This is a genomic window from Streptococcus anginosus subsp. whileyi MAS624 (genome assembly GCF_000478925.1).
In the GTDB taxonomy this organism is placed as follows: Bacteria; Bacillota; Bacilli; order Lactobacillales; family Streptococcaceae; genus Streptococcus; species Streptococcus whileyi.
This window is the reverse complement of record NZ_AP013072.1, coordinates 1153838-1176739: the sequence shown is the minus strand read 5'-3', so window position 1 is coordinate 1176739 and position 22902 is coordinate 1153838. Positions and strand designations below refer to the sequence as shown.

The 22902-nt window shown below is 37.5% G+C and carries 24 protein-coding genes; 13 read left to right on the top strand and 11 right to left on the bottom strand.

Going from position 1 to position 22902, the window contains the following annotated elements:
- Nucleotides 1-6: 6 nt before the first annotated feature.
- The 4 genes from ANG_RS05955 to ANG_RS05940 all read right to left on the bottom strand — a co-directional run bounded on the left by ANG_RS05955 (nt 7) and on the right by ANG_RS05940 (nt 2932).
- On the bottom strand, nt 7-618 hold the full coding sequence (locus ANG_RS05955; RefSeq protein WP_025271794.1) for a replication protein: 612 nt from the start codon (nt 616-618) through the stop codon (nt 7-9).
- Nucleotides 619-859: 241 nt separating this feature from the next.
- Nucleotides 860-1447 (bottom strand): hypothetical protein, encoded by a 588-nt coding sequence (locus tag ANG_RS05950; protein WP_025271793.1) that lies wholly within the window; start codon nt 1445-1447, stop codon nt 860-862.
- A gap of 16 nt (nt 1448-1463) precedes the next feature.
- Nucleotides 1464-2621, bottom strand: coding sequence for a helicase HerA domain-containing protein (locus tag ANG_RS05945; protein ID WP_025271792.1), 1158 nt, complete (start codon nt 2619-2621; stop codon nt 1464-1466).
- Nucleotides 2618-2932: a hypothetical protein gene (locus tag ANG_RS05940; protein ID WP_025271791.1), complete on the bottom strand. Its 315-nt coding sequence runs from the start codon at nt 2930-2932 to the stop codon at nt 2618-2620. The genes ANG_RS05945 and ANG_RS05940 overlap by 4 nt, the downstream gene beginning before the upstream one ends.
- Nucleotides 2933-3265: 333 nt before the next feature.
- On the opposite strand from ANG_RS05940, the gene ANG_RS05935 reads away from it, so the two are divergent.
- Nucleotides 3266-4471, top strand: coding sequence for a hypothetical protein (locus ANG_RS05935; protein WP_025271790.1), 1206 nt, complete (start codon nt 3266-3268; stop codon nt 4469-4471).
- An 82-nt stretch (nt 4472-4553) separates the two neighbouring features.
- Here the strand turns inward: ANG_RS05935 and ANG_RS05930 are convergent, their stop codons facing one another.
- Complete coding sequence (locus ANG_RS05930; RefSeq protein WP_003031298.1) at nt 4554-4880, bottom strand: helix-turn-helix domain-containing protein; 327 nt, start codon at nt 4878-4880, stop codon at nt 4554-4556.
- Nucleotides 4881-5141: 261 nt separating this feature from the next.
- On the opposite strand from ANG_RS05930, the gene ANG_RS05925 reads away from it, so the two are divergent.
- Both ANG_RS05925 and ANG_RS05920 read left to right on the top strand, forming a co-directional pair.
- Complete coding sequence (locus ANG_RS05925; protein WP_025271789.1) at nt 5142-7490, top strand: SEC10/PgrA surface exclusion domain-containing protein; 2349 nt, start codon at nt 5142-5144, stop codon at nt 7488-7490.
- Nucleotides 7491-7540: 50 nt separating this feature from the next.
- A complete protein-coding gene (locus ANG_RS05920) occupies nt 7541-8239 on the top strand; it encodes a hypothetical protein (protein ID WP_003038287.1) in 699 nt (232 codons plus the stop codon).
- Between the two features lie 130 nt (nt 8240-8369).
- Here the strand turns inward: ANG_RS05920 and ANG_RS05915 are convergent, their stop codons facing one another.
- Together ANG_RS05915 and ANG_RS05910 are read right to left on the bottom strand one after the other, a co-directional pair.
- Nucleotides 8370-8666, bottom strand: coding sequence for a type II toxin-antitoxin system RelE family toxin (locus ANG_RS05915; protein ID WP_003024343.1), 297 nt, complete (start codon nt 8664-8666; stop codon nt 8370-8372).
- Nucleotides 8663-8911, bottom strand: coding sequence for a type II toxin-antitoxin system RelB/DinJ family antitoxin (locus tag ANG_RS05910; RefSeq protein ID WP_025271788.1), 249 nt, complete (start codon nt 8909-8911; stop codon nt 8663-8665). Before ANG_RS05910 ends, ANG_RS05915 begins: the two co-directional genes overlap by 4 nt.
- A gap of 459 nt (nt 8912-9370) precedes the next feature.
- Here ANG_RS05910 and ANG_RS05905 point away from each other — a divergent pair, with 459 nt between their 5' ends.
- The 4 genes from ANG_RS05905 (at nt 9371) to ANG_RS05890 (ending at nt 13191) form a co-directional block, all read left to right on the top strand.
- Nucleotides 9371-10114 (top strand): alpha/beta fold hydrolase, encoded by a 744-nt coding sequence (locus ANG_RS05905; RefSeq protein ID WP_003036850.1) that lies wholly within the window; start codon nt 9371-9373, stop codon nt 10112-10114.
- 336 nt (nt 10115-10450) lie between these two features.
- A complete protein-coding gene (locus tag ANG_RS05900) occupies nt 10451-10906 on the top strand; it encodes a hypothetical protein (RefSeq protein WP_003036769.1) in 456 nt (151 codons plus the stop codon).
- Between the two features lie 274 nt (nt 10907-11180).
- Nucleotides 11181-11855 (top strand): response regulator transcription factor, encoded by a 675-nt coding sequence (locus ANG_RS05895; protein ID WP_003036714.1) that lies wholly within the window; start codon nt 11181-11183, stop codon nt 11853-11855.
- The gene (locus tag ANG_RS05890) at nt 11845-13191 is read left to right on the top strand and encodes a sensor histidine kinase (RefSeq protein ID WP_003036710.1); all 1347 of its coding nucleotides are present in this window, start codon (nt 11845-11847) and stop codon (nt 13189-13191) included. Before ANG_RS05895 ends, ANG_RS05890 begins: the two co-directional genes overlap by 11 nt.
- Nucleotides 13192-13581: 390 nt before the next feature.
- Here the strand turns inward: ANG_RS05890 and ANG_RS05885 are convergent, their stop codons facing one another.
- Entirely contained in the window at nt 13582-15030 is a 1449-nt protein-coding gene (locus ANG_RS05885) for an alpha-amylase (RefSeq protein WP_003036764.1), read from the bottom strand.
- Between the two features lie 176 nt (nt 15031-15206).
- Here ANG_RS05885 and ANG_RS05880 point away from each other — a divergent pair, with 176 nt between their 5' ends.
- Nucleotides 15207-16820 carry a M20/M25/M40 family metallo-hydrolase gene (locus tag ANG_RS05880; RefSeq protein ID WP_020999625.1) on the top strand — a complete coding sequence of 538 codons (1614 nt, stop codon included), beginning with the start codon at nt 15207-15209 and terminating at the stop codon, nt 16818-16820.
- A 48-nt stretch (nt 16821-16868) separates the two neighbouring features.
- Here the strand turns inward: ANG_RS05880 and ANG_RS05875 are convergent, their stop codons facing one another.
- From ANG_RS05875 to coaA, 3 genes are all read right to left on the bottom strand, one after another.
- Complete coding sequence (locus ANG_RS05875) at nt 16869-17378, bottom strand: DNA topology modulation protein (protein WP_020999624.1); 510 nt, start codon at nt 17376-17378, stop codon at nt 16869-16871.
- Between the two features lie 63 nt (nt 17379-17441).
- On the bottom strand, nt 17442-17693 hold the full coding sequence (gene rpsT, locus ANG_RS05870; protein WP_020999623.1) for a 30S ribosomal protein S20: 252 nt from the start codon (nt 17691-17693) through the stop codon (nt 17442-17444).
- Nucleotides 17694-17746: 53 nt separating this feature from the next.
- On the bottom strand, nt 17747-18667 hold the full coding sequence (coaA, locus tag ANG_RS05865) for a type I pantothenate kinase (protein WP_003036728.1): 921 nt from the start codon (nt 18665-18667) through the stop codon (nt 17747-17749).
- A 92-nt stretch (nt 18668-18759) separates the two neighbouring features.
- On the opposite strand from coaA, the gene ANG_RS05860 reads away from it, so the two are divergent.
- The 5 genes from ANG_RS05860 (at nt 18760) to ANG_RS05840 (ending at nt 22812) form a co-directional block, all read left to right on the top strand.
- The gene (locus ANG_RS05860; RefSeq protein ID WP_003036706.1) at nt 18760-19353 is read left to right on the top strand and encodes a class I SAM-dependent methyltransferase; all 594 of its coding nucleotides are present in this window, start codon (nt 18760-18762) and stop codon (nt 19351-19353) included.
- Nucleotides 19350-20627, top strand: a complete 1278-nt coding sequence (locus tag ANG_RS05855) for a pyrimidine-nucleoside phosphorylase (protein ID WP_003036791.1) — start codon at nt 19350-19352, stop codon at nt 20625-20627. The genes ANG_RS05860 and ANG_RS05855 overlap by 4 nt, the downstream gene beginning before the upstream one ends.
- An 18-nt stretch (nt 20628-20645) precedes the next feature.
- Nucleotides 20646-21308, top strand: coding sequence for a deoxyribose-phosphate aldolase (gene deoC, locus ANG_RS05850; protein ID WP_003036743.1), 663 nt, complete (start codon nt 20646-20648; stop codon nt 21306-21308).
- Complete coding sequence (locus ANG_RS05845) at nt 21295-21684, top strand: cytidine deaminase (protein WP_003024368.1); 390 nt, start codon at nt 21295-21297, stop codon at nt 21682-21684. Before deoC ends, ANG_RS05845 begins: the two co-directional genes overlap by 14 nt.
- Before the next feature lie 72 nt (nt 21685-21756).
- Nucleotides 21757-22812: a BMP family lipoprotein gene (locus ANG_RS05840; RefSeq protein ID WP_003024369.1), complete on the top strand. Its 1056-nt coding sequence runs from the start codon at nt 21757-21759 to the stop codon at nt 22810-22812.
- Nucleotides 22813-22902 lie beyond the last annotated feature (90 nt).

Genomic DNA, 22902 nt, shown 5'->3' with positions numbered 1-22902 from the left:
AGGCAGTTAGTCTGTATCCATTTCTTGGTCAATGATGGTCACGTCTTTGATGTGTTTACTCGTGCGATAGCGTTTTGATTCTATAAATTTTGTAAAAAAGTAGGTATTAGTCATAATCAATGTTAGCATGCGAGAGCTGTTGTATCTGGCATAGATCACGAGGTCTTGAAATTCGGTGAAATTGTAATCGTTAATAAGGTCAATGGTTTCATTGATAAAGCGCTCAGATTGTTGTTCAACTAAGAACCGATCAAGGTCAAACCCTGCACCGCTTTCGATATCTTCGACATCATAAGGTGTTTTTTCTGGGTTTTGTGCATGAGTAAAATAATCAAACATTCCCGTTGGAGAGAAGACAATTTGCACCCTTTTAGGAGTGTTTAGATTTTCGGTAAGAAGTTCGGATACTTGCGTATAGCTCTTTAAAGAATCAAAGAAGAGAGCCCCATGTTTGTGGGCTTTTAATAGTTCACCCGTTTTTTTGTCCACGTCTTGGTCATGCCATGGGCTCAAAATATAAGGGACTTGCATTTCTTCTAAAATGTCAATATAGTTTTCGGGCGCACTTTCTTTGTAGAGGAGAAAAGCCCACTTGTTAGAACGTTTTGTTAAAGGCATAATATATCAATCTTTCTAATAATTTGATTATTGATTATTGAACTAATGGGGGGTCGTAGTCCCCCCATTAGTTCCTGTCACAATTTCCCGCTATTAGCGGGAACCGCCCTTCCAGCTCGGCGGCTGCGCTAGGAACAGTTACCAAGATAGAAAAGACTACGCTATTTCTATCCTGCTTCCTGTTTGAAATGGGGTGCTTTTCTGCGGCTCTTTGTCTGTTCCGACAAAGCCGCAGAAGCACCTATTTAGTGCGAGTGCCAATGGCTTGATAAACGCGGTAGCTTTCAAGCGTGAAGTCGTTAAAGCTATAGGTTGGGTCTAGTTCTGTCAGCTGACTTTTAATATTGGGCAATAAATCTTTGACCATTTTCATAGCTTTATGATTGACAGGTAACTTTATAGAAGTGATGATTTTATCTTCTTCACATTCGACTGTTAAAGACCATAGAGAGCGATTGGCAAGACGTTTATCGGCAACGCTGTAAGGAATCTTCTCTTGTCCGATATTCAGAGACTTTTCAGTAGTTGTATATGCAAATCTTCTGATTTTATTTGTGTAATAAAGAGATTTCCACATATTGAGTTTTTGATTTGGCAACCATTTTATCGCTGTTATCCCAACAAGTAATAGAATCGGTCTCAATGCGAGAGCTAACAGTTTAGCAGAAAGAAAAGTAAAGATATTGGTGATTAGTATAGGTGTTTGAAAAACAACTAAGAATAATTTGAGTAAAAGACCGCTTCCACCTGTTACAAGCAAGGGTATGAGTAAAATGTAAAATATGTTATAAAAGTTGATGAATTTGAATGAATTTTTTAAAGTAGTCATAATAATAAAAGCTCCTTTATCCATAAGTTGGCGTCAATAGTGGCATAATGTGATTGTTGTGCTGATCATCTGTAAACTTGATGATCCCCGTCCCTATGCCAGTCGGGACAACAATATGATCAATATTAGCGTGAGGCAATAAGAACTGCGTTGTATTTGTGTTGATGTCACCTAGAATAATGGCGCAATTGATTTGTTCTCGAACGGCTGTGTTTCCACCAAAAGCAGTTGCGTCAAAGCGTTGAGAGATGAGAATCAAGCTGACTTGTGTCTCACGCCCTAACAGGGCAATCGTTCCAAGCAATTGAGAAAAGGTATCTCTTGCCTGCTTCGAGCTGCCTTGGACTAAAGCGAGCAGTTCATCAATTACAACGTAAATTTTTGAAAATTGTGTACTAGGATTGAGGAGTAATTTTTGTTGCCGCTCATAAATCTTGTTTATCACTCGTCCTAAAAGTTCGTTGACTTCTGTAATAAAGCTATTGAGGTTAGAGCCGAAGGTCGGAGATAGAACTTCTAAGTTTAGTTCTCTTCCTAACTTGTAAATTTGAGACAACTTTGGATCAACGAGCAAGAGATGAGTAGCAGAATCAGCGTTTAAGCATCTAATTAAATATTCAGTGAATTTTGATTTTCCTGAACCTGACGAACCGCTAACGGCTAGATGAACAATGTTGTCCATATTGAGACTGACCTTGTTTTTCATGATTGGAATACGGTTGCTAGTTACTTCTGTAGCGATGAACTGGTCAATATTTTCAATCATTAGACGCTCTGGAATTCCGTCAATCCAAGGAAAAAAGAGGGCTCGTGCGAGATTGGGTTCTTCGGGGTCGTAAGGAACAAAGTAAGCACTGGTTTGCGGTAACAAAGTTTTGTAAGGGTATAAAATTCCTGAACAAATCGCATAGATTTTCATATAAAGCTGATTGTCAAGGGAGTAGGAAACGGGGAGATTTGGCAGATAGAGAAAGCCGCGGTCATTGCCAGCCAGACGAATCATAAACGAATTTGTATAGCTCGTCTCACCGTTGACATCGAGGGCATTATTTAGGTTTCGTTGAATAAAAGTGCATAACTCATGAGGGTCACGGAAGGCCCCACTAGATGCGGTTGGCTCTAGTGGGTTTCGTGACGGTTGAGCTTGCTTTTGATGTTGCATGCTCAAACTCATGATTTCACCTCATGTACTTCATCAGCACGGAAGTAGATATTGTAACGAACTTCGCAGGCTTCTAAGTTGTTAAAGGTTACGGCAGACAAGTAGCTTGGCAGCGCAATCTTTTTAGCGAATTTCACCGTAAAAGGCGGTAGCCCTTCTTGGGTGAACCACGCACGATAAGCTACAATCTCATCTGTACGATGATTATTTTCAAAGCGATATTGCGGTTCTAGCTCTGTACTCAAGAGATAAATCTCTTTGTTGGAATCAAGTGTATGATTAGCGAGTTCTGAACTATAACCAGATTGAGTGATTTTCCTCATGGGCGGAAAACCTCCTTGTTAGTTTTTATTTTTGCAAGTGTGCCCCTTGCTTGATTATATACTACATCATTTTTTTAAGACATACATTAGAATTTTCTGTATAATTTTTACTGAAAAAATCCGATTTTTAAAATAAACAAATTGTTTTATCATTTAAAGGACTAAATCTATTTAGAATCATAAATTTCTTTATAGTTGGAAACTCTCCATTTGTTTGTATTCCAAAGGTTATTGTCTTTATTTGATTAGATTATATGAAATTTTTTCAAGACATATAATAGACTTTATGATATAATTTGAACTGAAAAAATCCGATTAAAGAAGGGAAATAAATTGTTTTATCATTTAAAAAAATATATCTACTCAGAATCGCAAAAAAGAATAAATAATAGAATAGATTCTATCAATCAGAAACGTTTAGAGCAGAAAAGAGCCGGAAAAAGGGTTTCTAAATTGACCAAAGGAAAACTATATCCAAATAAAACTCAAAAAATTATCAGACTCTTAACAACTGATGCCATTGATATTACTTCTGAATTTTTATCTCCAGCTATTGCCAACTCTATCCTTTTCAATATGAAATATGAAGATAAAGTGATTTATCAAAATGAAGAAGATAAAGAAGGCAAACAGTTTAAAAAAGAAAAACGAGAAAACTTAGAATTTTTAAATGTATCTGAAATTTATTGGGGAACAGATGAAGAAATGAATACTTCTAGTTGGAAATTCCATTTTCTGGCAAATTTATTTCGAGATATATTAGATCATCAATTTGAAGAAGATTGTTTTGATATAGAGGAAAATAGAGAAAAGGTAAGGGAATTGGTTGAAGAGACACTACAAGAATATGTTCCCTATGCTAGTTATCAAGCATATGAACAAGTCTTTACAAAGGAAGATTTTCACGCAGAATTTATAGAGTATCAGTTGGGAGAATATACTCCTACATTACTGGATATTCATTATAAGGAGCGACATGTCAATGCTTTTGAAGGTGCTATCTTTTATTTTTGTCAATTGGCCCTCTCTGATACTTTAGTTGATAAATTCTCTTTTTTAATCAACCAACCTCTAAGGTACGAAAGTAAAGAAAAAAAACAATTTGTCGTGAAGTATACAGAAGCCAATTTTCGCTATTTTGATAAATTTATAATTTCTTTTATTGAATACACACTGATTCCTATTTTAGAAGATAGAAAAAATTTTATTCAATTTTCATTAGGGAAGAGGGTTTATCAATTAATTGTTCAAGATTTAGAAATGGAAGCATTTATAGAATTTCAAAATCTAACAAACGGTAAAAATAAAGATACTTATGATAAATTCATTGAATCTGAGGCTTATATCTTAGGACTGATTGAATTGCTTGAAGCGAGTAGCAGTTATCTAGACAGACTAAGTGATATTCAACTAAATTCACACGGAGATATAGAGCTTCAATATTTTAATAGCGAAGTGTTCAAGGAAGATACTTCTGACAAGTATTTTTCTTCTCAAAGATGTGCTTATCTAAAAAACTTATCTATGGAAAAACTGTAGAAATTCTATTTTTATAAAAACAAAAACAACTTAAAATCTTAGTTCTAAGTTGTTTTTTTATTTATATATTGATTTAAAACGCTCAACTTTCTAATAATACGGTAATGGCATCAATCACTTTCTTTTGTTTTTCTTGTGGGAGTGATTTCAGATGTTGGACTAATTGGGTTAAATCATCTTCTTTTTCCTTATCTGGTACCATATCAAAAAAGGTTTCAATATCAACTTCTAGGGCTTGCATCACTCTTTCAAGGGTGTTGATTTTGACATTTGGAGCAAGATGCTCTAGTTTATAAACGTAATTTGTGCCTAAATCCGCTCGTTCTTCCAGTTGTTCTTGGGTCATTCCTCTTTCTAATCTTAAAAGGCGGATTCTTTTCCCAATGTAATCTCGTAATAATTCTTTCATATCGTACCTCTTTTTCTCCATGATACCGATTTTTAGGGAGAAAGATAACTTCTCAAAAGGTTGATGAATAACTTTACAAGATTGGTTTTAGGTGCTATAATCAATCTGTGACAACTTTTTAAGGTTGGATAGGGGAACGTTTTTCTCAAAAATTTTTCAAAAATCATGCTAAATACTTGACAAAAACGCTTGTTATACTACATATAACAAGGCCTGACTTTGTAGTCAAGCCTTCCTAAAAGTTAAAAAACAGGAGGAACTATGGGAAACAAGGTTATTAAAGGTGCGGCGACAGGGGCTATAGCACTAGCTACATTTGGTGTAACTAGTGGGGCAACTGTACAAGCGGACGAAGTGGTCAAACCGTCAACTACTCTGTCTTCTGATGTAACAGCACCCAAGGTGCATAATATTAAAGTCTTAGACGGTGTTCTATTGACGAAGGATAGCGCTGTGGTCACTACCACCCCAACAGAGAAGACGGTTGAGGAAGCGCATGGCATCAAACAACAAGCCGATCAAGCGGTGACCGACCAAGCCAAGAAAGCAGACGCTGATCGTGATGCCAAAATCAAAGACTTAACCACAAAAAAAGCAGAACAAGCTGTAGCTAAAACGGACGCCGAAAATGCCCTTGCGGAAGCTAAGAAAAATGCCGAAGCCAAGAAAGCAGTCAAAGAAGCAGCCGAAGCCAAACGTGATGCGTTGCAGAAAGAATTGGACGACAAGAAGAAGTTATCGACGATCACCGTACCACAATATGTGATTGATGCGTATAAGAAGTATTTGGATTCTGAACGTGAAGAAGCCGATAAAGATGCGCTTCAAGATGTCTTCAACAAGTGGATTGAGGAAGGTGCTTACGACATTGAACGTTATGGAAATGTACCAATTGATCCATCAACGGTTGATCCAGCTCATATGACCCGTGAACAAGCAAAAGCCTTAACCCAATATTATGCACACTTAGTTACAGCAGTTCGCCGCCAAATCTGGGGTACTAATGTGAAGACTTACACCACCGAAGAAGCAATGGACTATGTGCAAAAAGTTGCCGAAGCATATGCAAAAGAAAACAAACCATGGTCATCTGGTCACAGTCATGATGCATTGAACGCAGGTCAAACTAATTCTTCTAAGTTAACATGGAATACAGAAAATATCAGTACGCTTCGTACAAGTACTACAACCATGACAGAAATGTATCGATTTATCGTTCGTACAATCATTGGTATGATGGTGGATGACTACCATAGTAATTTTGGTCATATGGACAATATGCTTGGTAGCTCTGACTACGACGACGTTATCGGTGTCGCATCCAGTGTGACCCCAAACGGTCTTGGTCGCATGCATTATGTTGGTTTCCCAACTGCACACGCCGGTCAAGCCCTACCAGACCCATATGACACAACGCAATTGGAAAAAGACTTGGCTCAAGCCGAAAGTGATTTTCAAGCCGCACTCACAGCCTTCAATGAAGCCAATGGGGTTCTGACTGCTAAACAAGCTGCTTTTGATGCAGCTCATCAAGCATTGAGCACGACACAAAGCGAATTGGCTACTGTACGCAACCAAGCGCTCCAAACACCTAGCGCTGAAATGGCACACCGTGCAGCAGTTGCAACGCGTACTAGCGCAGAAACCCGCAAAGCGAGTGCAGACAAAGCGGTTACCAACCTCAACGCATCCATTCAAGAAAAACAAGCTGCGCTTCGCAAAGCACAAGCGGTCTTAGTTGCCAAAGAAGAAGCGGCTCAAAAGGCTGCAACCGCTCTTCGTGAAGCAGAAAGCAAAGCAATAGAAGCGCAACAGATGCTCAACGCTACCAAAGCCAAATTGGCAGCACTTACCGGGGTGAAAGACGCTACACCAGCGGCTAATGAAGCCCTTGAAAAAGCAACGACTGCGCGCAAGGATGCACAAGCTCGTAAAGATGCGGCAGACAAAGCGGTTGCCAACCTCAAAGCATCTATCAAAGAAAAACAAGCGGCGCTTCGTACCGCAGAACAAGCCTTGACGGCAGCTGAAAACAACTTGGCTGTGTTGAAAGCAAGTAAAGCAAATGAAGATGCCAAATTGGTAGCTGCTGAACAAGCGGTAGCCGATGCTAAAGCCGTGGAAGCTAAATCGGCTGCGGAACGTGCAGTGCTGGAAGGCAAGTTGAAAGACCAACAAAACTTGCTGACCATGTATAAGAATGCAGATAAGTTGCTTAGTGAAGCAGTATCAAGACAATTGGAAGCAAGTGCGAAACATAAGGAAGCCGTTGCGAAAACATTAGAAGCGCGTAGTAAACTGGCGGAACTGTTGAAAGACCAACGGGATGCAAATAGCCAGTATGAGGCGGTGAAGAAGGCTTATGAGGAGTGGTTGGCTTCTAAGAAAGCAGCAGAAGAAAAAGCACAAGCTCTTTCAATGCGTCAAGCTGCCAAACCAATGACCACAAGCAAAAAGATTCGCCCAACCATTCACTCAAGCTATATTTATAGCCGAGCTGACAAACAACTCCCACAAACTGGAGAAAAAGGTTCATGGCTGGCATTGATAGGTATGGGAATCTTAGCAAGTCTTAGCTTTGGTGTACGTAGAAAACAGGGAAGAAACTAAGATTCTAAGGTTATATATGTTCATCAAATCAATGTAAACGAGGTAATACAATGGGATATGATTTTGAAACTTTACTGGGGTGCGAAGGAGAAAATCTTGCTGAAGCATATGATAGAGCTGTATCTGAATATCAGGAACGGGAACTAGAAGAAACACAAGTTGAAGATGTTATAAATTTAGAAGACTTTCTTTATTTGGGAGATGTGTTTTGTGAAGTTCCCTATCAGCTAGATCCTGCTTTTCTACATTTTATACTTCTAAACTGCTATAAGAAGATTAAAAATTTTGAATATGCTGATTATAAATTTTCAGATGCCGGCTTAATTAGAGAAAATCCACATTATTTTTTCCAAGGAGAAAACAATATTAGTATCACTATAGAGTATCAGGAAAATAAAATGTTATTTCTTGCGGACACAAAAGAGGGCGAGGAATTTATCCTAAAGGTAAAGAAAGAAGTCTTTAAAAATAAAGAAAATATTGCACTTTCTTCAAAATGGCTAGCTGTAGCAGGAATAGCAAACCGTCAAGTAATATGTTATTCTTTTCAGCGCCTAAAAGAATCAAAGCCTGATAAAATTTATAATGAACAAGATGTCTCAAATGGTAAATCTTATGATTCTGAAGGTTTTAAGGTGACTTGTTATAATAACGGTACCGTTTTAACACAAGGGGGCATGTTGTGGCATGAAGAGTATTTCTCTCTACAAACCTTTTGGTTGGCAGTACTAGAAAAAGTATTTCTTTAAAATTGCCTCAATCATATTAACGTATAAGTCTTTTTTGAGGGTTGTTGATAGCATTCTTTAGTCATCTCCTATACAGAAAAAGCTCTGGTATCTAAAAATACTAGAGCTTTTATAGTATAATAAAAATAAATTAAGGCAGAATTCTTTTTTCAGCAATCTTATAGATTTCAGAATCACTCCGTTTGCCAATCGCAATGACCTCTATAATCTCAATTCCGTTGCTCGTTTCTCTAAAGATAACTCTTAAACCTAATTTTCTATGTTTTAATTTGCGATAGCCTGCTAACTTACCGTGGAGAGCTTCACCGACTTTAGGACCATTTTGTTCTAGTTTGAGTAAAGATTTTCTAACATGAATGATTTGACTGTTATCTAATTTAGCTAAATCATTTTGAGCATCTGGAGTTAATTCAACTTGGTAGGTCATTCCCAATCGTCCTCAATTTCATCTAAGCCGTCTCTCCAATTTTTCCCAAAAATTTCATCAACAGTCAAATTTTTACGAATACTAATTTCAAAAGGTATTTTTTGCTCGGTTAAAATTTTTCTGAAATAGATATTGATAGCCGTTGTGTAGTCTAGTCCCATTTCTGATAAAATTTTCCCTACATTTTCTTTTAGGTCGGAATCAATATTCAAATTTAATCTTGACTTATTTTTTGTGAGAGTCATTTTTGCACCTCCTTTTATATCATAAGTATATTATACACCTAATGTCTTCATCTGTCAATTTGATATAAAAGAACTCCTTGAAGTGTTATTCATAGAGTTTCTTTATATGACATCTAAAAGCTGATATTAGCCAATGTTAATGGTGAGTTTTTGATTCAGTGCAAAAGCAATCTTACTCATGTTGAGAATTGATAGTTTACAAAGTTTGTTCAAAATCTGTTCAAAAAATTGTTTTTTTATATTCTAAAGCAAGTGATAAAACCTTGATTTCATGCGATTTCTGTTTTTTATTTTAACTTAATTTAACGTAATTTTACTGGCAGGGGACATAACGTGCCCTCAAAAGTCCTTGCTGTTGAAGGGCTTTTGTGTTTTTTGAGTTCAATATTTGCTTGTTATTCTCAATAAAATATAAAAGTAAAGTTTGTTTTGGAAACATCTGACTGAAAGGATAAGAATATGAAAGCTTATTTTATTGGTGGTTTAGGGTGTAATTGCTATTATCCCCAGGACTTTTTTAATGCACTGTCTTTTCCAGTTACTTATCTAGATATTTATGATTCTAGGTTGGAAGAGCAACTGATTTCATTACAGGCGTTGAAAGATTGGTTTATGGCACAAGTTGATATGGATGACGATATTCTGTTAATAGCCCATTCTTTGGGAGCAGATTTAGCCGTTTATCTAACAAGTGTCTATGATAAAATTACGCATCTCGTCTTATTAGATGGTGGATACATTAATATGGATAAAATTTGCCCTTTGAATGTAGAAATTGAAGATTCTCTGAATTATCTTCAAACGAATGTTTATGAGAGCCTAAAGAAAGCTGTTATAACTGAAAAACAAAGCTCTGCTGTATGGTCAGAAAATTTGGAGAGGGCGGCAAAAGAAAGTTTTGTTTTTGATAAAGTTCAAAAACATTGGTATTTAAGCTTATCTGAAAAGTTAATGACTCATTTATTGACAATAAGACGGCAAGCTTTTAGAAATTTGTCCTTTTTGAAAAATAAAAATGTAATTTTGTTCATTCCAGAAATAAACAAGGAAACACCAATTTGGAAAAAGAGGGCTATACAGACCATCCCGAACTTTCTAAACCTCATAGAAATGACTAGCTGTAGTCATTCATTGTATATGGAAAAACCGAAAGAAATAGCAGCATTGCTTGAAGATAAAATGGAAATTAGGTCACTCTTTTGAGAAAAGAGATTTTGCTCTTTGCCTTTTCTAGGACAAATTTTATGAGATAATCTTCTAAACTAAATTGGAACAATCTGATTTAGTTTTTTTATATTTTGTGTGTCATTTTACTATTTTCTGTCTTTATTTTTAGTTTCTTTTAAGAAAAAATTCAGTCACTTTTAAGAAAAAGTAGATATGATAGTTCCATTCAAAAGAAAGGACGTGATGAGATGAGAAAGTCAAAGTTAAATTTGTTTGTCTGATAAATCTTGGCATCAAAGGAGGTATTGTGGCAATACTCTTTGGAATGCAATCTCTGATCGCTTAAAAATAGAAAGAAGGAATTTGACAAAAATGAAACAAGAGAACACAAGTAAGAAAGAGAAGATGATCATGGTTGAAAAAAGTACCAAATGGTGGATGACTGTTGTAGCAAGCGGGGCACTCGCTGTTGGTCTTCTCGGTGGGCTAGGCATTGGTTCTTTGGCAACGAATGCTCTCAATCAGCAGGCAAAAGTACAGACAAGCACAACAACTCAGGCACAGAATAACCAGCAACAGGGGAACCAAAATCAAGGTGGTCCGGGAATGCCTCCAGGCGGACAACAAAACGGAAATAATCAAGGCGGTCCAAATGGAATGCCACCCCAACAAAATGACGATCAAAGTGACAATAGTAACAGCCAAAATGGCTCAGGAAACAGTAATAACTCAAAGAAAAAAGCTCCATCAAATGCTGACGGTTCAACCAAATCAGATAAGAATAGTAGCACGACAGAAAATAATGATTCAAATACAACAAATTCTTAATATTTCAGAGGAAGTCATGATATAATAGAATCAGAACGTTAGTAGATTGATTTTCAAAAAGGTGAAGTTAAAAGAAGTCTTTACTTGTAATTAGTTCATGATTAAGGGAGTGAGGGCAGAACTAAACATTCAAAATGTTTAGTTTGTGGTCTTATCCCCTCAAGCCGTAAAGTACTGTTTTGAGCAATCAGCTACTGCATCGTTAGTTTAGTGCATAACGAATTTTGAAACTGGAGACTTTTGTCCCAAACTCGTATTTTAGAAGGAAAAGCATATGATTAAGATTCTATTAGTGGAAGACGACCTCGGTCTATCTAATTCAGTATTTGATTTTTTGGATGATTTTGCAGATGTCATGCAAGTTTTTGACGGTGAGGAAGGATTGTACGAGGCTGAGAGTGGCGTGTACGACCTTATCTTGCTTGATCTGATGTTGCCAGAAAAAGACGGTTTCCAAGTATTGAAAGAATTGCGTGAAAAAGGCGTTACCACACCTGTTTTGATTATGACAGCCAAAGAAAGTTTGAATGATAAAGGACATGGTTTTGAACTGGGAGCTGACGATTATTTGACCAAACCATTTTATTTGGAAGAGTTAAAAATGCGGATTCAAGCTCTTTTGAAACGATCGGGCAAGTTTAATGAAAATACTCTTTCTTATGGCGATGTCACTATTAATTTATCAACAAACACTACACTTGTAGACGGAAATGAAGTAGAATTGCTCGGAAAAGAATTTGACTTGCTGGTGTATTTCTTGCAAAATCAAAATGTTATTTTGCCTAAGACACAGATTTTCGATCGCTTGTGGGGATTTGATAGTGATACAACGATTTCAGTTGTAGAAGTTTATGTCTCAAAAATCCGGAAAAAATTGAAAGGGACGACCTTTGCGAACAATCTTCAAACGCTTCGTAGTGTCGGATATATTTTAAAAGATGCTGAATAAACTAAAAAAAACATGGTATGCGGATGATTTTTCTTATTTCATTCGCAATTTTGGTATTTTTACTCTTATTTTCTCAGCTATGACCTTGATTATCATTCAAGTTATGCGCTCAAGCCTTTATACAACGGTAGATAACAATTTAAAAAGCTTGAGTCAAGATTCGGCTTCTGTGATTAATTTAGCACTTGCTCGAAAAGTAGGGCTAGATCAAAAGTCAGAAAATGGAGAGCCTAAAAGTGGAACAGCTGACAAAGAATTGACAGATAAACCAAATGTTAGTGCCAATACAGAAGTTATTTTATTTGATAAGAATTATAAGCCGATTATTACAAGCAATAATTTCTTAGGATTCAATAAACTTTCCTTTAATAGCAAGCAATTAGACCACATTCGTCAGATTCAAGTAAAAAGCAATTATGGTCGAGAAGAAACCTATCGAATGATTTTATTTGAGGTAAAACTGCCTAATTTGGAGACCAATGTCAAATACGCAGCGGTTTTTATCAATATCAGTCAATTGGAACAAACTAGTCAAAATCATGAACAGTTGATTGTGGTGGTGATGATTAGTTTCTGGGGAATTTCCTTGATTGCTAGTGTTTATCTTGCACGAGTCAGTGTTAAACCTCTTTTAGAAAGCATTCAAAAGCAAAAAAGTTTTGTCGAAAACGCTAGTCATGAGTTGCGTACACCTCTAGCTGTGTTGCAAAATCGTTTGGAGACTTTATTTAGAAAGCCAGAAGCTACTATTATGGAAGCCAGTGAAAGCATTGCTTCTAGTTTGGATGAAGTGCGCAATATGAAAATGTTGACGACAAACTTACTCAATCTAGCACGGCGTGACGACGGGATTAAACCAGAAATTGGCGATGTCGAGCCAAATTTCTTTAATACAACTTTCACCAACTATGAAATGGTTGCCGCAGAGAATGGGAAAATTTTCCGATTTGACAATAGGATTCACCGCGTAATTAAAACGGATAAAACCTTACTGAAGCAATTGATGACTATCTTGTTTGATAATGCCCTGAAATATACAGATGAAGATGGTGTGATTGAATTGACAATCTCTGCAAATGATCGAAATTTGTTTTTAAAGGTTTCAGATAATGGTTCGGGGATTAGTATGGCAGATAAGAAAAAGATTTTTGATCGTTTTTATCGGGTTGATAAAGCACGGACTCGGCAGACAGGTGGTTTTGGTCTAGGCTTGTCGCTTGCAAAGCAAATCACAGAAGCTCTTAAAGGAACCATTGCAGTGAAAGACAATAAGCCTAAAGGAACTATTTTTGAGGTGAAGATTGCGATTCGAACGGATAATAAAAAGAAAAAATAGATTTAGGATACTTTCAGTGTACCTGTAAAGAAAGTTATTCCGAAAGATGATAATAAAACGCGACCAAGTCAAGACGAGTTGCTAGCTAATCTTGATTTGGTCGTGTTTTTTTCTTGTTTAAAAGCATAGTTGAATGAGAATGTCAACATCGTTCTTTCTTGCTTTCATATGCCCGGCAGACGAGTTGCCTGAGTTTTAATTTATTCTGTCAGCTGGGCGGACGAGTTGTCTAAGTTTCGGTTTATTCTGTCGACTGGGCGGACGAGCCGCCTAAGTTTTAGTTTATGCTGTCAGCCGGGCGGACGGGGGTCTCAACTTTCGGTTTGCTTCGTCGCCCTGATCGACAGAGAGAGCGAATTTGGGTTTAGCTCTCTCTCTGTGTTCCTTGTTTTATTGCGCAGACCAGACGCTAACTGATTTTTCTGCAACTGGGAAATCTGCCCAGCCGTCTTTTTTGATTGTCACGGTTGATGAGCTGTTTCCTAAGTAATCTTTGAATTTCTTACCAGCCCAATTTTTACCGACATACATGCGTTTTGAACTGGCTTGATCGTTTGTTAAGATGACAGCAATCGGCTGTCCGTTGTCTTTGCCTGAACGGGTCCAAGCAATGCAATGCTCATCGTCAAAATAATCTTTCTGTTTTCCATAGGCTAAGTTGAGACGAATATCTAATAATTTATCAAGAACTGTTTGGAAGCTGTCTTGAGCGAATTCGCCTTTGATACCATAGTAATCTCCATAGAAAACGCAAGGCAGGCCTGCTTCACGCAACAAAATGAGAGCGTAAGCAGCAGGTTTAAACCATTCTTCAACAGTTGATTCCAGTGCTTGTCCACGTTGTGTGTCATGATTATCGACAAAAGTAACAGCCGATTTAGGGTGGTTTTTGACAAGCGTTTGTTCAAAAATATTTCTCAAATCATAGTCCGCCCCAGCGCGGCTAGCATCAAATAAGTTGTGGTGCAGTTTGACATCTACGAGATCAAAACGGTAGTCAATACTTCCTAAATAATCGTTATTTGCAGTTTCATCACCATTCCAAAACTCTCCAAAGACATAGAAGTCTTCTCCATACTTCGCCATAATGTCGCGGATAAAATTTCCCATAAAGAAAGAGTCAATATGCTTGATAGCGTCCAGTCTAAAGCCATGAATGCCGGTCGTTTCGATAAACCAATCTGCCCAATCATAAAGGTTTTGAATGACTTCTGGGTGCTTAAAATCAAGGTCAGCGTACATGAGATAGTCGAAATTTCCATTTTCATTGTCCACTAAATCATCGTCAGCCCAACCTTTGTTGTCCCCTTGAATTAGGTAAATCCCTGATTTATTTCGCTTAGCATCATAATCCGTACCTGTAAAGTGGTACCAATGCCATTCAAAATCATTGTATTTTTTATGGCGACCGGGGAATGTGAACTTGGTCCAGCCTTTTATTTCAAAAGGCTCAGAGAGGGCGACTGTACGATCATTTGGGTCAACTTCAATAACAGTAAATCTCTCTTTGTAATCCGCTGCCGCCTTGTGATTTAAAACGATATCTGCAATGGGTTCAATTCCATTTTCTTTGAGTGCCTTGATTGCGTTCAAATAGTCTTCCTTAAAGCCATACTTTGTCCGAACCGTTCCTTTTTGGTCAAACTCGCCTAAGTCAAATAAATCATAAATGCCGTAGCCGACATCGTTGGAACTAGTGGCTTTAAAAGCAGGTGGCATCCAAACCTTGCGAATGCCTTTAGAAGCTAGATGTGGAGCGTCTGTTGCCAAACGATTCCAATGTTGTCCGTCATTTGGTAGATACCATTCAAAATATTGCATTAATGTTTGATTTTCCATACGAGATACCTCTTTCTTGTCTTGATGGCTACTATTTTAGCAAAATAATCTTTACCGCGCAAACGTTTGCGTAGATTTTATAGAATCAGAGGATGAAAAATAGATTGAAACGATGATTGTTGAGGTATATAATAAGGCTAGCAAGCTATTTTTATAAAAAGTTGAAGGAGCCATTGATGAAAAATAGGATTCAAGATATTTTTGACAAGAGTATGGCAATTGAGAGTTTCACCCATACGAGTTCAGAAAGAAATATAGAAAATTTTCTCAATCACTATATTGGCAGTCTGCTGTATTTTCAGGAGCATTCAGATTATTTTGGCACCTATCAGATTCCGGATGATATTTACCAGCGTAGTGTTAATTGGGCTTTGGTAAAAGGTCATTGTGCAGATACAGTGATTTTGTTTCATCACCATGATACGGTGGATATTGAGGATTTTGGAAATTTAAAGGAATTTGCTTTTGATAATGTTGCTTTGAAAAAGGCTTTAGCGAGTGCTTCACTGGGTCAAGATGTGTTAGACGATATAGCTGCTAACGAATGGCAGTTTGGCCGTGGGTCATGTGATATGAAAGCTGCATTGGCTTTGCAATTGGGAGTGGTAGCAGAATATGCTAGCAAGGCAGAAGGAGAAGTGAATCTTCTTTATTTATCAGTTGGAGATGAGGAATCTTATTCTCAGGGAATGCGTGCTGCTGTAGGTTTGCTTGCTAATCTGAAAAAGAAATTTCATCTGAATTATATCTTGGCGATTGATTCAGAACCATTTGAAAGTCCTTCAGCTCAAGAAAAAGTATTGCATGTTGGAACAGTTGGAAAGATGATGCCTGTCGTGGTTACGCAGGGTATTCTTTCCCACATGAAAGAGCCTCTCAAAGGTATCAATGCCGTCTCGCTTCTAGCAAAAGTAGTGGAAAAAATTGATCTCAATCCCCTTTTGTCGGATTCGATTTATGGAGAGCAGGCTCCTTTGCCTTCGTGGTCTTACATGCGTGATTTGAAGGAAAATTATGATGTGTCAACCGTTCTCAGAGCAGCAGGCTATTTTAGTGTTCTTTATTTAGATAAAAGTCCAAAAGAGCTGATGACGACGATTCAACAACTCTGCCAAGAAGCCATTGATGAGTTTTATGAGCGTTATCAGGCTTTGCAGGTAACTTATAAAGAGGATAAAAAAGTCACAAAACCTCATGTACTGACTTATGAAGAGTTAATCCAGTTATGTCAAAAGAAGGCTGGATTTGAAGAATTTATGCAAAGGGTAAACCAATCTTCTCATGAAGCATTTCAAGCGGGTTCAAGCTATCAAGAAATAACCATTGCAACTGTTCAAAAGGTGTTAGATTTCTATGATAAAAAGGAAGCATTTGTTGTGCTGGCTATTGCGCCGCCTTATTATCCTTCTATGAATTGTCGACATCTGAAAAATAGCGTGGTTGATATAGAAAAACTCATTGCACTTTATGGTAGATATTTAGCCGATACGGCGGCTGCTCGTCTAACAGTGGAAGAGTTCTTTATGGGAATTTGCGATATTAGTTACTGTGCTTTAGAAAAATCTGTTGAAGAGTATCAAAAAATTATCGAGAGTATGGCTGTTCCTGAACATTTATATTCGATTGATTTTGAGAAAATTCAGGACATCAATGTTCCTGGCATCAATCTGGGACCTTGGGGAAAAGATTTACATCAGTTAACAGAACGCGTCTATGAAAAGGATATGTTGGAGACGATTCCTCAATTTCTGTTATATTTGCTAGAACATATTGACAGTATTAAAAAATAAAAAAACAAGAGCTGTATTCTTAACTGAACTGAATATAGCTCTTGTTTTTTATGAAAATTGCTCTAAAAAGTTATCTAGTTCTTTTTGGTTATGAAGAACTATAAATTTGTAGGGATACATTTTTTGAAGTTTCTCATATCGTTTCCGAATGTTAGCAGTTCGTCCGTCATGTAAGATCCAGCGGATAAATTCCCAGTCAAACTTTTCAGGGCAGCCTTGTGCCATACTGTCTCTGACCTTACCTCTGTTCTTGGAATAACGCTTTGCAGCCCGTAAAAGACAATTCCAACGCGAGAAATTTAAAAAAATAATTTGGTCTGCATGCTCCATTCTCTCTTCATAGCAACAGGAGCTGTAGTTTCCGTCTATCACCCAAGACAGATTTTCGTTTAAGAAAGTCTTGACTTGCTCTTGCATCCAGCTGCGGTCACTCATTTCCCAATTGGGTACAAATTGTAGCGTGTCCAAATGCAATTTGGGAATAGAGTAATACTGGGCTAATTTGGTCGCTAAAGTAGATTTTCCTGAACCAGAATAACCAATGATTATAATTTTCATATCTAGCCTTTCTGTTTTCAGCAACAAAAAAAGCTCCTTTGAGCTCTTTTTACGTTATGCAGATTATTTTGCAAGTTTGCTAGCAAGGCGTGCTTTATCGCGGCTCGCTTTGTTTTTGTGGATCAAACCTTTAGTTTCTGCTTTATCGATAGCTGAGCTTGCAGCACGGAAAAGTTCTTCAGAAGGGTTTGCTTCAAATGCTTTAATTGCAGAACGCATAGCTGATTTTTGAGCTGAGTTTTTTTCGTTTTGTTTAACGTTTAATTCAGCGCGTTTGATAGCTGATTTAATATTTGCCAATGTTTTCACCTCCAATGATATACTAACTATCTAATTATATATGAAAAGTTGAGATTTGACAAGCCTTTTTATTTTTTTAAGTAAATTTCATCAATTTCATGATTTTCTGTTTTATGAAGAATAATTTCGGCTCGGTTGCGTGTGGGTTCGATATAATCTTGCAAATTCACAAGGTTAATCGACTTCCAGACATTTTGAGCGAATTCCATAACTTTGTTTTCTGGCTGAGAAGTGAAAGGATGATAATAGTTATTTGGATCTTCTTTTGCTAAAGTGAGCAATTTTTTAAAGCGATCCAGATACCAAGTTTCGATATTTTCAACTTCCGCATCCACGTAAATCGAAAAATCAAAGAAATCCGTCATATAAAGACGTTCATTTTGTGGATTTTGGAAAACGTTGATACCTTCAACAATGACAAAATCTGCAGCTGTAACAGACTGTTTTTTATCAGGAACAATATCATAAATTTCATGTGAATAAACAGGAATTTGGTAGTTTTGTCCATTTTTGATATTGTCAAGAAAATCAAGCAGCAGCTCCATGTTATAACTTTCTGGAAAGCCTTTGCGCTTGAGGAGATTTTGTTCCTCCAAATGAGCATTAGGATAAAGAAATCCATCTGTTGTTACCAATTCAACAGTAGCATTTGAAAATGTTCTAGATAAAAGTATTTGCAAGAGCCGACTGGTAGTAGATTTTCCAACAGCGACACTTCCAGAAACACCAATGATGAACGGTTGCCGTTTGCTTGCTTTCTGTAAAAAAATACCTTTTGAAAATGCTAAATCTTCTTTTGAGCGCTTATAAATTTGGATGAGATTGGTCAAGGGAAGATAAACATCTGTCACATCTTGAAGGCTGATCTTATCATTGAAACTTTTGATAGAATTCAATTCTTTTTGCGTCAAAGGCGGGGTTGTTTTACGATGCAGATTTTGCCAAGTTTTTCGACTAATCTTTTCAAAATGGATAAATTCGTTCGTCATACTCACTCCTATAGTTGAAAAATAGTATAACATAATTTTAAACAAATTGTAAACGGTTTACAAATAAAAGGTCTTTATGTTAAAATAGTTTTATGGCTAAAATGTATTTCGCAGAAAATCCAGATGCAGAACATGATATTCACAAATTGAAGGTTCAACTTCTGGGTCAAAAGATGACTTTCTTGACTGATGCAGGCGTCTTTAGTAAGAAAATGATTGATTATGGCAGTCAAGCTCTTTTAAAGTGTCTTGATTTTCATAAGCAAGAAAGCGTATTAGATGTTGGTTGTGGCTATGGAACATTAGGACTTACTTTAGTCAAGGCTAAAGAAGTCAAGGCGACCCTTGTTGATATAAATCAGCGCGCTCTTGATTTGGCGCGTCAAAATGCTGAGCGCAATCAAGTCCTAGCTACGATTTTTCAATCTAATCTTTATCAAAATGTAGAAGGGAGATTTCATCATATTATCAGTAATCCACCGATTCGAGCAGGGAAACAGGTCGTTCATGAGGTGATTACAGGAAGTTATACGCACTTACTAGACGGGGGCGACTTGACGATTGTGATTCAAAAAAAACAAGGGGCACCAAGTGCAAAAGCTAAGATGGAAGAGGTTTTTGGAAACTGCGAAATTCTAAAAAAAGATAAGGGATATTATATCCTTAGAAGTAGGAAGGAAATATGAGAGCAGTTGATGTTATTCAGAAAAAGCGAGACGGCTTAGAATTAACTAGTGATGAAATCAAGTGGTTAATTGAAGGTTATGTTGCCGGAACTGTGCCAGATTATCAAATGTCAGCTTTTGCAATGGCAGTATATTTTAAAGGCATGACCACTCGTGAAATATCTGATTTAACCATGACCATGGTAGAGACAGGTCAGCAAATTGATTTGTCAGCTATATCTGGAGTTAAGGTTGATAAGCATTCAACCGGAGGCGTAGGAGACAAGGTAACGCTTGTACTGGTGCCTTTGGTAGCTAGTTTTGGAATCCCCGTTGCTAAAATGAGTGGTCGTGGACTCGGTCACACAGGGGGAACGCTTGATAAATTAGAATCCATTAAAGGATTTCAAATTGAGCGTAGCCAAGAAGAATTTATTAAGCAAGTACAGGATATTGGACTATCCGTCATTGGTCAGTCTGATCAGTTGGTGAAGGCAGACAAGTTGTTGTACGCTTTGCGTGATGTGACGGCGACAGTTGATACCATTCCTTTAATTGCAAGTTCTGTTATGAGTAAGAAAATCGCAGCTGGTGCAGATAGTATTTTGCTAGATGTGACAGTTGGTGAAGGTGCATTTATGAAGAACTTGGATGATGCGCGTGCTCTAGCTCGTACTATGGTTGATTTAGGAAAGGCAGTTGGGCGTAGAACAACAGCTGTTATCACCGACATGAGCCAACCTTTAGGAACCAGCATTGGTAATCGTTTGGAAATCCTTGAAGCTTTGGATATCCTGCAAGGAAAAGGACGAGAAGATGTAACAGAATTTATTTGTGAATTAGGCCAAATCATGCTTGGCTTAGCAAATGTTGAAAAAACTGTAAAAGAAGTGCGGGAACATCTATTTGATGGATCGGCACTGCAAAAATTTGAAGCTATGGTTGTTGCACAAGGTGGCGATTTAGAAGATTTGTACCGCCCTTCATCAGCAAAATACGTTGTAGAAGTGACTGCAGATGAAGCGGGTTATATTTCTGAATTACCAGCGATGGAGTTTGGTTTATTTGCTATGCGGCTGGGCGCAGGTCGAGCTGTGAAATCTGATGCATTAGACTTTGAAACAGGAATTGTTTTTGAAAAGAAAGTCGGAGAGCCGGTCAAAATCGATGAAATTGTCGCAAAAATTTATGCAAATGAAAAAATTTCACAAGAACTAGTTACAGAATTCAAAAAAAATGTTAAAATAAGTAATGAGCCGAAAAAAGTTCAAGAGATTATTGAAGTAATCGCTTAACTTACAGGAGAACCGAAAATGAAGTTAAATAAATATATAGATCATACGCTTTTAAAGCCAGATGCTCACCAAGAGCAAATTGAAAAATTGATTGAAGAAGCAAGAGAATATGATTTTGCAAGTGTTTGTGTTAATCCAACATGGGTCAGTTTTGCAGCAGAAGGATTACGAGATACAGATGTTAAGGTTTGTACTGTTATTGGATTCCCACTGGGAGCAAATACGCCTGCTGTAAAAGCATTTGAAGCAAGAGATGCTATCAAGAATGGTGCAGACGAAGTGGATATGGTGATCAACATTGGTGCTTTGAAATCACAAAATCTTGTTTTGGTAGAAGAAGATATTGCAGCAGTAGTAGAAGCTAGTGGTGACACGCTTGTAAAAGTAATTATTGAAGCTTGTTTGTTGACAGATGAAGAGAAAGTAATCGCTTGTCAATTAGCTAAGAAAGCTGGTGCAGACTTTGTGAAGACTTCAACTGGTTTTTCAACTGGAGGCGCTACTGTTCATGATGTGGCTTTGATGAGAAAAGCAGTTGGTCCGGATATGGGGGTCAAAGCTTCAGGAGGCGCTCGCTCATACGAAGATGCAGTCGCATTTATTGAAGCAGGCGCAACGCGTATTGGAGCTTCTTCTGGTGTAGCCATTATGAAAGGAGAAAAAGCTAGTGGCGACTACTGAGTTGATTGATCTAGCTATTGAGACAAGTAAAAAGGCCTACGTTCCTTATTCTCATTTTCCAATCGGTGCTGTACTAGTAGCAAAAAATGGTCAGATTTTTACAGGTGTGAACATTGAAAATGCTAGTTTTGGTTTGACAAATTGCGGGGAACGCACAGCTATTTTTAAAGCAGTTTCTGAAGGTGTCACAGACTTTGAGGAGTTAATCGTCTACGGTGAAACCGAACAGCCTGTTTCTCCATGCGGAGCTTGTCGACAAGTAATGGCAGAATTTTTTTCTAAGGATTTAAAGGTAACGCTTGTTGCCAAAGATAAATCGACGGTCGTGATGACGGTCAGGGAATTACTTCCATATTCTTTTACTAACTTAGACTAGTTGGTAAAAAGGTCATTTGACCATAGTTAATCTTGCAACGTTTGTTGCACATCTTATTTAGGAGGTTCAGAGATGAACAAGAAACAATGGCTAGGCCTTGGTCTAGTAGCTGTCGCAGCAATTGGACTTGCTGCATGTGGTAACCGTGCATCTAAATCAGATAATAAAGATGCAAAGACGGATTTGAAAGCTGCAATTGTTACAGATACAGGTGGTGTAGATGATAAATCATTTAACCAATCTGCTTGGGAAGGTTTGCAAGCTTGGGGTAAAGAAAATGGGTTGACAAAAGACCATGGCTTTACTTACTTCCAATCTACAAACGAATCTGAATACGCTACAAACCTTGAGCAAGCTGCTTCTAGCAATTACAAATTAGTATTTGGTATTGGATTTGCTCTTCGTAATGCAGTAGAATCTGCTGCAAAGGATCACTCTGATATTAACTATGTTATTATTGATGATGAAATTAAAGGTCAAAAGAATGTAGCTTCTGCACTCTTTGCAGATAACGAAGCTGCTTACCTTGCTGGTGTGGCTGCAGCCAAAACAACTAAAACAAAAATGATTGGTTTTGTTGGTGGTATCAAAGGTGCTGTATTAACTCGTTTTGAAAAAGGTTTTGAAGCAGGTGTGAAATCTGTTGATCCTTCTATTAAGATTGATGTGAAATACGCTGAAAGCTTTGGAGATGCTTCTAAAGGGAAGACAATCGCAGCAGCTCAATATGCAGCTGGTGCAGACGTTGTTTATCAAGTAGCCGGTGGTACTGGTGCTGGTGTATTCAACGAAGCAAAATCTATCAACGAAACTAGAAATGAATCTGACAAAGTTTGGGTTATCGGTGTTGACCGCGACCAAAACGATGAAGGTAAATACAAATCTAAAGACGGCAAAGAATCTAACTTTGTTTTGGCATCTAGCTTGAAAAAAGTTGGTGGTACTGTAAAAGATATTGCTAACAAAACAGCAAAAGATAAATTCCCAGGAGGAAAAACTACAACTTACGGTCTGAAAGACGGTGGAGTAGATTTGACAACTAAGAACTTATCAGATGATGCTAAAAAAGCTGTTGAAGATGCAAAAGCAAAAATCCTTGACGGAAGTATTAAAGTTCCTACAGAATAAAGAATAACCTGACACTCAAGAAGCGACCTTCGTGGGTCGCTTTTTTGAGATTGAGACAGCTTTTGTCTCAGTAAAGCTGGCTAATCTTTT

Excerpts from the sequence above, each read along its gene's own strand:
- ANG_RS05905 (WP_003036850.1), top strand. The coding sequence starts at position 9,371 with ATGAAAGCTTATTTTATTGGTGGTTTAGGGTGTAATTGCTATTATCCC.
- ANG_RS05880 (WP_020999625.1), top strand. The coding sequence starts at position 15,207 with ATGAAAAATAGGATTCAAGATATTTTTGACAAGAGTATGGCAATTGAG.
- ANG_RS05930 (WP_003031298.1), bottom strand. The coding sequence starts at position 4,880 with ATGAAAGAATTATTACGAGATTACATTGGGAAAAGAATCCGCCTTTTA.
- deoC (WP_003036743.1), top strand. The coding sequence starts at position 20,646 with ATGAAGTTAAATAAATATATAGATCATACGCTTTTAAAGCCAGATGCT.
- ANG_RS05875 (WP_020999624.1), bottom strand. The coding sequence starts at position 17,378 with ATGAAAATTATAATCATTGGTTATTCTGGTTCAGGAAAATCTACTTTA.
- ANG_RS05910 (WP_025271788.1), bottom strand. The coding sequence starts at position 8,911 with ATGACTCTCACAAAAAATAAGTCAAGATTAAATTTGAATATTGATTCC.
- ANG_RS05920 (WP_003038287.1), top strand. The coding sequence starts at position 7,541 with ATGGGATATGATTTTGAAACTTTACTGGGGTGCGAAGGAGAAAATCTT.
- ANG_RS05940 (WP_025271791.1), bottom strand. The coding sequence starts at position 2,932 with ATGAGGAAAATCACTCAATCTGGTTATAGTTCAGAACTCGCTAATCAT.
- ANG_RS05840 (WP_003024369.1), top strand. The coding sequence starts at position 21,757 with ATGAACAAGAAACAATGGCTAGGCCTTGGTCTAGTAGCTGTCGCAGCA.
- ANG_RS05945 (WP_025271792.1), bottom strand. The coding sequence starts at position 2,621 with ATGAGTTTGAGCATGCAACATCAAAAGCAAGCTCAACCGTCACGAAAC.
- ANG_RS05900 (WP_003036769.1), top strand. The coding sequence starts at position 10,451 with ATGAAACAAGAGAACACAAGTAAGAAAGAGAAGATGATCATGGTTGAA.
- ANG_RS05860 (WP_003036706.1), top strand. The coding sequence starts at position 18,760 with ATGGCTAAAATGTATTTCGCAGAAAATCCAGATGCAGAACATGATATT.
- ANG_RS05890 (WP_003036710.1), top strand. The coding sequence starts at position 11,845 with ATGCTGAATAAACTAAAAAAAACATGGTATGCGGATGATTTTTCTTAT.
- ANG_RS05895 (WP_003036714.1), top strand. The coding sequence starts at position 11,181 with ATGATTAAGATTCTATTAGTGGAAGACGACCTCGGTCTATCTAATTCA.
- ANG_RS05855 (WP_003036791.1), top strand. The coding sequence starts at position 19,350 with ATGAGAGCAGTTGATGTTATTCAGAAAAAGCGAGACGGCTTAGAATTA.
- ANG_RS05925 (WP_025271789.1), top strand. The coding sequence starts at position 5,142 with ATGGGAAACAAGGTTATTAAAGGTGCGGCGACAGGGGCTATAGCACTA.
- ANG_RS05955 (WP_025271794.1), bottom strand. The coding sequence starts at position 618 with ATGCCTTTAACAAAACGTTCTAACAAGTGGGCTTTTCTCCTCTACAAA.
- ANG_RS05950 (WP_025271793.1), bottom strand. The coding sequence starts at position 1,447 with ATGACTACTTTAAAAAATTCATTCAAATTCATCAACTTTTATAACATA.
- ANG_RS05885 (WP_003036764.1), bottom strand. The coding sequence starts at position 15,030 with ATGGAAAATCAAACATTAATGCAATATTTTGAATGGTATCTACCAAAT.
- ANG_RS05915 (WP_003024343.1), bottom strand. The coding sequence starts at position 8,666 with ATGACCTACCAAGTTGAATTAACTCCAGATGCTCAAAATGATTTAGCT.
- coaA (WP_003036728.1), bottom strand. The coding sequence starts at position 18,667 with ATGACGAACGAATTTATCCATTTTGAAAAGATTAGTCGAAAAACTTGG.